Genomic DNA, 9,246 nt, shown 5'->3' with positions numbered 1-9,246 from the left:
ATCGAGGAAAGGATCTCTTTAAGTTACTAATAAACTTAATAATGAAACCACAATATGCCTTTTTGTAGGAAATTACCAATTGAAGGGGATATTCGCGATTTAGACACTTGTCACAAGGCGTGTAAAGACCAGGATTATGTGTTGCACGAAGCTGCTTTAGGCTCGGTGCCCCGATCTATAAATGATCCTATTACCACCAATGACGTAAATACCTCTGGGTTCTTGAATATGCTCGTGGCTGCCCGCGATGCGGAAGTGAAGCGCTTTGTATATGCCGCAAGCTCCTCTACCTATGGCGATTCAGAAAACCTGCCCAAGGTAGAGCATGTAATTGGAAAACCCTTGTCGCCCTATGCCATCACCAAATATGTAAATGAGCTCTACGCCGACATTTTTAAAGATGCGTATGGCTTAAATACTATTGGCTTGCGCTACTTTAATGTATTTGGCCGAAAGCAAGATCCCAATGGGGCTTATGCCGCGGTAATCCCAAAATTTGTGATTCAATTGATGAACCACGAAAGCCCGGTAATTAACGGCGATGGCACCTATTCCCGTGATTTCACCTATATAGACAATGTTATCCAGATGAACCTTTTAGCGCTGACTTCTGAAAATAAGGAAGCCGTAAACCAGGTGTACAACACGGCGGTAGGCGACCGCACCAATTTACTGGAACTTACCCAATTGCTTAAAAAGTATTTGGCTAAACACGATGCCAAGATTGCCGAAATCGAAATTAAACACGGCCCCAACCGCGCCGGTGATATCCCGCATTCGTTGGCTTCTATAGAAAAAGCTAAGGAAAAGTTGGGCTACGACCCGAAGTTTAAAATAGAGGCTGGGATTGAAGAGGCCGTAGCTTGGTATTGGGAGAATTTATAAAATAATAATCTGTTATGTTCATTAAAAAATTTATACGTTGGGCTATTATTAGTTATCAAAAAAACCAGTTTAAAAATAAAGCTGTACTTGGTAACAATATTATTTTCAATAGGAAATCAAAAATTATCAATACTAAAAGGAAAAATATAATAATTTCCAATAATGTTCTTATGTTCGGTCTATTACAGTCTAAAAATGATGGTGTTATTAAAATTGGCAGTAATACAAGTATAAGAACAGGTTGTAAAATATTTTGTGCAAAAGAAATAAAAATTGGAACCAATGTTATTTTTGCAGATAATGTTATTATTTCAGACACGAACCATCACCCTACTCATCCCGATGACAGAAAAAAAATGATTCAATCTGGATGGAGTACAGAGTTATGGTCCTGGAAATACGGAACTTCTAAAGCAATATCTATAGGAAATAATGTATGGTTAGGACAATATTCACGAGTCACAAAAGGAGTTAAGATAGGGGAAAACTCCATAGTAGCTTCTAATGCTGTAGTTACCAAAGATGTTCCTCCTAATTCTATTGCTGCAGGTAATCCCGCCAAAATAGTCAAAACTAATATTCAAGAAGAAACAAGACGTTTTTAATATGTTGAAAAATCTCTCTTCTATGGCTGTTTTTAGTTTTATGGCAACAATAGCAACTTTTGCTTTTCAAACTCTAACAACACATATTTTAACAACAGAGGATTATGGTATATTAGCTAGATGGTTGACAGATATTGGTTATCTAGGAATGTTTTTCGTTTTAGGCTTGGACTCTTCAATTTTATATCACGCAAAACTGGGACAGAAGTATGAAGATAATATGGGTAAAAATTTTATAATTTATCTTATTGTTTTTCTTTTATCTTTTGGCATATTATTTTTCTTTGGTTTAGATTTAAGCTATTACGGGCCTCTATTTGTAAGTATTATTTCTTTATCAGTTTTGAGCGTTTTTAAATCTTATTTTCATTATCAAGAGCAGTATTTATGGTTTAATTTATTAGGCTTACTTAAACCCTTAGCGTTGGTAATAGTTTTTGGAAGTGTGTATTTATTAAGTCTGAACTTTGAAATTTATGAGACTTTAAATTTATATGCTTTAATTTCAATTTTGGTTTTAATAATTACCGGTTTTAAATATTTTACAGTTTCAACTGTTCGTTTTACTAAAGATATTTTTAAAAACATATCTTATTTTTTTTATGGAATTAAAAGTATTTTGAATAAGGTTTTATCCTTGACTCTTTATGCAGCCACGGTTTATATACTTTCATTTTATGGAGAAATGGAAATGGTTGCTTTTTTCTTTGTTGCAAGTAGTATTTCAAAAATGGTATGGGTTTTGCCAGATTCTGCCGGAAACTTATTATATCCTAGATTCTTAAAGATAGGAAAAGTATATAAAAAAGAAGAGGTTTTAAAAGAAATGAATTACTATGCTCAAATTGTATTTGTTTTTAATATTTTATCAATTTTAGGTTTTCTGGTTTTAGGACATTTCATTTTAAGTTTATTGTATTCAGAAACTTATCAAGTTGTTTTTATTCCCGTGATCATTTTGTTAATTGGAAACCAAGGTATGGTTTATTTTAAGTTAATCAGTCGTTATTTAGCATCAGTGAATAATTGGAAGCCTTTATATTTTGCCCTTGCAGTTGGTATAATAGTTAATGTGGGATTAAATTTTATACTAATTCCACAGTACGGATTAATAGGAGCATCTATTGCGACAAGTTTATCTTTTATTGCGTGCGGCATATTTATATCTTTCTTTATTAAAGGAAGTTTATTTGAATTCGTAAATATTTTAAATATCTATGAAAAACATATTTCTAGAAAACAAAAAAGGTAGACTTACATATATTTAATATTATTTCAATTAGCGTAGAATGCAAAAGATATTATGGCTACTTACTGTGATTACTATACCACTATTAATGATTAGTGAATTTAGATTTGCAAGTATTCCTTTAACGCACATATCGCTTCTAATTCTCGGCGCTCTTAATTTTAAAAGCTTATTTAAAATTAAAGTAGGGAATATGGAAAAAAGTATTTATTATGTTTTTCTTTTTTTCATCATTATTTCATTATTAGATTTAACACGAAGTTTAAGACCTACAGGAGATTTTTTTTACGAGTTTAAACTTATTTTATTGTTGATTACAATTAAACTTTATTCTTTTTTTATTTTCAAATATGGTATTAATTTCTTTTTGAAGTGGTTGATACTTAGTTCTGGACTTATTCTAACCGCATTAATATTTAGATCACTGTTTATATACAACGCCTCATTTTTTGTGGTTGATGCAGAACAGGTATCAGAATCAGGAAAAAACCAATTATCATTTTATCTAGCATTAACAACTCCGTTCGTAGTTTGGTTTTTTAAGAACTTTAAAATGAATTTAATATGGAAAATTATAGCGGCAGCATCTTTAATTATTCATTTGTTCTCTGCTATTTATGTTCAATCAAAAGGAATCATTTTAGCAACGTTGGGTTCTTACTTTATAACTTTTCTTTTTTATTCTAGCAAAAAACTTAGGTTGGGTAGCATCTTAAAAATAGGGATAGCATTATTAATTCCTGTATACCTTATTGTTTCATCAGAATATATTGATTTATCAGGTTTTGAAACTGAATTAACAGACTTATTAAATCAAAATACAGCATCAAGTAATTCCGCAACTGAAAGACTGAATTTTATTAATAGGAGTTGGGGTTACTTCTTAGATAATCCTTTTATTGGAATTGGTACAAATAATTTTGGAGCTATTGAAGAAAAAGCTACTCATAATAATTATTTACAAATAATGAGTGAAAATGGACTTTTAGGTTTTATTATTTTTATTATTTTTCTATATTATATTCATCTTTATTTATTAAAATTAAAAAGTCCTGAGCCTATATATTTTATGGCCGTAAATAGTTTCTGGGCATTAACCATATACTTATTCGTTATTAATGGTTTTTTTAATGCTATCACTGTTATCATATTATCAATAGTCATTTATTTTGAGAAATCTTCAAAATGTATAAATCATTCTAAAAAAGATCTTTTAATCCTTAAATTAAAGAAATAAAAGTAGATGGTGTTGAATTGATTACAATAAATATTTGTTGTGTAACATATAAAAAATTAATTTTTAAAAATGAAAAATAAAATCCTTTTAATTCACGCATGGTCTGTTCAGAAAAAAGATAAAGAATACTTTATTCCTTTTACGCATTTAATATATCTAAATGAAATAGTTAATTATTATGATAGTGTTATATTGTTATCGCCCTGTAAGGTTTTGAATAATAATGAAATAACTACTTATAAAAGTTTAAATAATTTATTTAATGCAGTATCAGTTTATGAGCTGCCAGAAATAGCCAGTTATTTTCATGCTATCAAATATTTTCCTAAATATTTAATAGCATATAGACGACTAAAAGATATTAACACATACTATTCTCGTTATCCAGTTCCTTTTGGATGGTTACAGAAATTATATGGTAAAGATTCGAAACGTATAGTTCATTATGTTGGAGATCCTACTGATACAACCAGAAATAATCCAAATTTCAGTAAGCTAAAGAAGAAGATATTACTAAATTTATTTAGGCCAGAAAATTTCCTGTATACCTTGGCCGCTAAAGATGCTAAAGTCTATACTAATGGACATCATATAGCAGATAAGCTTAAAAAAAGGAGTATAAATGCAATTCCTTTAATTTCTTCCACCTTAACAGAGAAGGATTTCTTTTTTGAAGAATCTAAAAACTATGCCCCTAATGTTGCCAAATTTATATATTTGGGTAATTTAAGATCGGCTAAGGGTGTAGAGACTATAATTAGAGCATTTGGAATGTATCAAAAAGAACATCCACAAAGTCAATTTAATCTAATCGGCTCTGGGGAGTTCGAAGATGAATTGAAAAATATTGTAAAATTAGAAAAAATCTCCAATGTTGCATTTATAGGACGTATTGATGATAGAGATCAAATAAATTCATTATTACGTACAAGTGATGTTTTTTTATTTGGCAGTTTATCTGAGGGTTCACCAAGGGTGATTTTGGAGGCAATGGCGAATGGTTTGGTGGTTATTAGTACGCCAGTAGGAAGTTTGCCTAATATATTCCAGGATGGTGAAGATATATTATTTGCGGAGTTTAATAATCCTAAACTATTCTTAGACAAAATGAATGAACTTGGAAGGAATAGAAAATTGTTTAATTTCTTACGTATAAATTCTTTTACGAAGATAAAAAATTACACTATTGCTAATTTTGTAAAACAGATATTTGATGAAGACTAAATTATCAATATTATATTCGTGGTTTATACGCCTTATAACCATTTGGATGCCCAATCATCCCGTTTTTAGACGATTCAGAGGTTGGTTGTACTCTTTTATGATGGAAGAATATCATGGTGATTTTGAAGTTAGTTCTAGTGTCGTCATAACTGTGCTTTCTGGGTTAAAGGTTGGAAAAGGTGTTAGGATTTCTCATAATGTTGTTATAATTGGCAACGATATATCTTTAGAAGATGAAGTCATTATAGGTCCTAATACTGTTATTAGTGGCTCAAACCATCAGTTTGACGGTTATTCATTTCGAAATGCTCCTGGCATTACCTTAGGTCCGGTTGTAATAAAACGGGGATCTTGGATTGGTGCAAATTGCTCTATTCTTTCGGGAAGTATTCTTCCGAAATATTCCGTATTAGCAGCAGGAGCCGTTTTAGGAGCAATTTTAACCGAAGAACGATTAATATATGGTGGTGTTCCAGCAAAAAGAATAGGAAAAGTTAAGAAAACCTTCTAGCTGATGATGTTGTAAAAAAACAATTATTATACAGATCCGTAGATTCTTAAAATTTATAGTTTGAAAAGTTTTTAGGATTTTAAAACTTAACATCAAATATAAACAAGAATATCCTCTATTAATTATTTTTTGGTAGTAAGGATTATGTTTATTTTGCTTTTGCTTTTGCTTAGGCAAGAAAGAAAATACTGCTTTCGATGAGAAAACTCTTCTCGCAAACTTAATAAATTGTTTGTTATTGCTAACACTCGCTAGACAAAACCGTATTAAATTTGTAATAGATTGTTGATTAAAATAAGATAAAATTACTGAAAAAAGTGTGAATACTCTTGTTCAATAGAAATCAAAATTAATTTTTACAAAAATATTAATTTGTGAAACTTAATGTAAAAAAACAAAGTTATGCTTAGAATAGTTGGAGATATAAACTTGTCAGACGGTTTTTTTGACACAGGTTTTGGAATAGGGTCGGAGTTAAAAAAAGGAAAAGATCCTTTTCAAAATTTAAACAGAGATGTAGAAGATTTATGGTTTGGGAATATGGAATGTGTAATATCCGATTTATCGAATAAGTCTAGTATATATTCCAAACAATTTCGTATTTCGCCTAGTAATGTGAAACATATTCATCATTTAGATATTTATAATATTGCTAATAATCATGTGATGCAGCATGGAGCGGAAGCATATAAAGATATGATTGCTAATCTAGACAGTCTATCTGTAAAAAGTGTCGGTTCCAATAAGAATAAATCTATAACGATTAGTCATCAATCTAAAAGTATTGGGATACTCTCATTTTCTCAAAGAGATGAAAAGTTTTCTGATAACCCCAGTTATTGGTATGATCCAGAATATAAGCAAATTGAAGAGGAATTTCTATCCATTAAAGATAACGATTTTAAAATTGCTTACATTCATTGGGGAAATGAATTCATTAATAAACCATACGGTGACCAAAAGAAATTTGGACATTGGCTGATAGACTTGGGCTTTGATTTAATTATAGGATTACACCCGCATGTTCTACAAGGTTTTGAGGTGTATAAAAATAAGTACATTTTCTATTCTTTGGGAAATTTTGTTTTTAATATGCCTGCAACTGCTACCAAATATTCCTGTATTGTGAATGTGGATTTATCTAGCGAAAAACCTAAAATTGACTATGACTATATAGTAAAAGGTGAAGATTACTGGCCTCAGATTATTAGTGAAAATAAAGTTCCGGAACAATTTTCTTTTCCCTTTTTAAACTCGCTTACTTCCCATGAGGTGGAAAATGAAGTATATTATCAAAGTGTATTTAATGAAATTAGTAAGTATAGAAAATCTAATTATAAATATATTTTTAATTCAATTTTCAAATATAGAAAGAAAGATTTATTGGAGATCTTAATGGATTTTGGAAAAAGAAGAATAAGTAAAAAATGATTTTGAAATCAATATATAAAATTGGAACTAAACAGAGAAATCCTTCTCTTGACAGCTATTATAGATTTTTAGAAAAGACAGATTTCTGGTCTAAAGAAAAACTGCTTGATTACCAGCTAAAAAAGTGTAAATCCTTATTAGAATTCGCAGATAAGCATTCTGAATTCTATCGTAAAGTATTTAAAGAAAACAAGTTTGAACCCTCAAGTTTCAATAGTCTTGATGTATTAAAAAAAATACCATCCATTTCTAAACGGGATTTAATTGAAAATAAAAGTAGCATTCAATCAAATTTTGTTTTTAAAAAATTAATACATTCCGAGAGTTCCGGTACTTCTGGACAAGCGCTAAGTTTTTTAAAAAACGAGGAATGGGATTCGCACAATCGCGCAGCGATGTTTAGAGGGTATAGCTGGTATGAGGTAAAGCCCTGGGATAAGAATGGGTATCTTTGGGGTTATAATATTAATCCTAAAAAAGCGCTTAAGATTAAATTGTTGGACAAGTTGCAAAACCGGTTCCGGCTTTTTTCATATAGTGATAATGATATAAAAGAGTTTGCTGTAAACTTAAAGGGAGCTAAATATCTTCATGGTTACTCTTCTATGATTTATGAAATTGCCAAAACGATTAATAGTCTCAATTTAAAAGTTTCTCATAATTTAAAAATGATAAAAGGTACTTCAGAAAAAGTTTATGATAGTTATCAACCTGAGGTACAAAAAGCATTCGGTCTTAAAATAATAAATGAGTATGGAGCGGCTGAGTCTGGTCTTATTGCATTTGAGTGTCCTCAAGGTAATATGCATATTGCCATGGAGAATGTAATTGTTGAGGAAGAAAATGGAGAAATACTCGTCACTAATTTATTGTCAAAATCTTTCCCTATAATTAGGTATAAATTGGGAGATAGCATCGAATTGGAAGATTCTAATTTTAAATGCATATGTGGTAGATCCCATCCGGTTATTAAAAACGTTTTGGGAAGAGTAGGGAAAATGGTAATCGGTAAAAATAGTAAATACCCAAGTTTATCTTTTTATTATGTGTTTAAAAACCTAGCTATGGAACATAATGTGGTTCTTAATTATCAAGCAGTTCAGCATAAACCGGGTACAATCGTTTTAAATATAGAACAAAATAAACCAGCTACGAAATCTTTTGTAGAACAAGAGCTAAAGAAATACTTTAAAGATGATGTTGAGTTTGAAATAAACTTTGGTGTAAGCCTTCATAGTAAGGAAGGAAAGTTAAAAGATTTTATAACTACTATTGATTAATTAATGGAAAAACACTTGATCTCTATAATCACCCCAGTTCATAATTCCGAAAAATTTATTTCGGAAACAATAAAGTCGATTCAGGACCAAACCTATGCGAATTGGGAACTATTTTTAATAGATGATGGTTCTACAGATAATTCCGTGGCTATCATAGAAAAAATTCAAGCAAAGGATGCGCGTATTCATCTTATTAAAAACGAAGAAAATTCTGGTCCGGCAATTACTAGGAATAAAGGCATTGAGGCAGCAAAAGGCGATTTTATTACGTTTTTGGATGCCGATGATATTTGGTTTCCAAAATTCTTGGAAACATCTATAAATACTTGCCTGGAAAACAATTATGAATTTGTTTTTTCATCCTACAAAAGATATGATGAAGAACTGCAACCATTAATAAGTGATTTTATCGTCCCAGAGAAGGTCAATTACCTGCAACTCTTAAAAGCCTGTCCCATCCCGTGTCTCACCGCATTTATAGACATTAGGAGCATAGGTAAGTTTTATATGCCTATAATGAATAAAAGGCAAGATTGGGGATTATGGCTAAGCATTTTGAAAGAAGTGGATTACGCGTATGGAATTCAAAAACCACTGGCAATTTACAGAATGCGTAAAGATTCTGTTTCCAGGAGCAAAAGAAAACTAATTCCTTATGTATGGAAGATATACCGGGATGTGGAAGGCTTCGGCGTTGTAAAATCTTCCTATTATTTTTTCCATTGGGCCTTTAATGGTTTTAAAAAATATTATATAAATAGATAGCTTTTTGGGCTACAAATAAATATTATCGTCGGGCAAAAGGCAGCCTTCAAATCGCTCAG

General features: G+C 30.7%; 9 protein-coding genes. All 9 read left to right on the top strand.

The genetic code is table 11. The features are described from left to right. Positions 1-54: 54 nt before the first annotated feature. The 9 genes from RBU60_RS11905 (at position 55) to RBU60_RS11865 (ending at position 9,187) form a co-directional block, all read left to right on the top strand. Positions 55-885, top strand: a complete 831-nt coding sequence (locus tag RBU60_RS11905) for an NAD-dependent epimerase/dehydratase family protein (RefSeq protein WP_308865275.1) — start codon at positions 55-57, stop codon at positions 883-885. Between the two features lie 14 nt (positions 886-899). Then, positions 900-1,490: an acyltransferase gene (locus tag RBU60_RS11900; protein WP_308865274.1), complete on the top strand. Its 591-nt coding sequence runs from the start codon at positions 900-902 to the stop codon at positions 1,488-1,490. A 22-nt stretch (positions 1,491-1,512) separates the two neighbouring features. Then, on the top strand, positions 1,513-2,742 hold the full coding sequence (locus tag RBU60_RS11895) for an MATE family efflux transporter (protein WP_308865273.1): 1,230 nt from the start codon (positions 1,513-1,515) through the stop codon (positions 2,740-2,742). Between the two features lie 37 nt (positions 2,743-2,779). Then, on the top strand, positions 2,780-3,976 hold the full coding sequence (locus RBU60_RS11890) for an O-antigen ligase family protein (protein ID WP_308865272.1): 1,197 nt from the start codon (positions 2,780-2,782) through the stop codon (positions 3,974-3,976). A 69-nt stretch (positions 3,977-4,045) separates the two neighbouring features. After that, a complete protein-coding gene (locus RBU60_RS11885; RefSeq protein ID WP_308865271.1) occupies positions 4,046-5,200 on the top strand; it encodes a glycosyltransferase family 4 protein in 1,155 nt (384 codons plus the stop codon). After that, a complete protein-coding gene (locus RBU60_RS11880; protein ID WP_308865270.1) occupies positions 5,190-5,711 on the top strand; it encodes an acyltransferase in 522 nt (173 codons plus the stop codon). The genes RBU60_RS11885 and RBU60_RS11880 overlap by 11 nt, the downstream gene beginning before the upstream one ends. A 402-nt stretch (positions 5,712-6,113) precedes the next feature. Then, positions 6,114-7,142: a CapA family protein gene (locus RBU60_RS11875; RefSeq protein WP_308865269.1), complete on the top strand. Its 1,029-nt coding sequence runs from the start codon at positions 6,114-6,116 to the stop codon at positions 7,140-7,142. Beyond that, a complete protein-coding gene (locus RBU60_RS11870) occupies positions 7,139-8,422 on the top strand; it encodes a phenylacetate--CoA ligase family protein (RefSeq protein WP_308865268.1) in 1,284 nt (427 codons plus the stop codon). The genes RBU60_RS11875 and RBU60_RS11870 overlap by 4 nt, the downstream gene beginning before the upstream one ends. Before the next feature lie 3 nt (positions 8,423-8,425). Next, positions 8,426-9,187: a glycosyltransferase family 2 protein gene (locus tag RBU60_RS11865; RefSeq protein WP_308865267.1), complete on the top strand. Its 762-nt coding sequence runs from the start codon at positions 8,426-8,428 to the stop codon at positions 9,185-9,187. The last annotated feature ends 59 nt before the right edge of the window (positions 9,188-9,246 follow it).

Origin of the sequence: Mesonia profundi (assembly GCF_031085155.1) — a bacterium.
GTDB lineage: Bacteria > Bacteroidota > Bacteroidia > Flavobacteriales > Flavobacteriaceae > Mesonia > Mesonia profundi.
The sequence above is the reverse complement of the archived record's forward strand: the minus strand, read 5'-3'. Positions and strand labels throughout refer to the sequence as shown.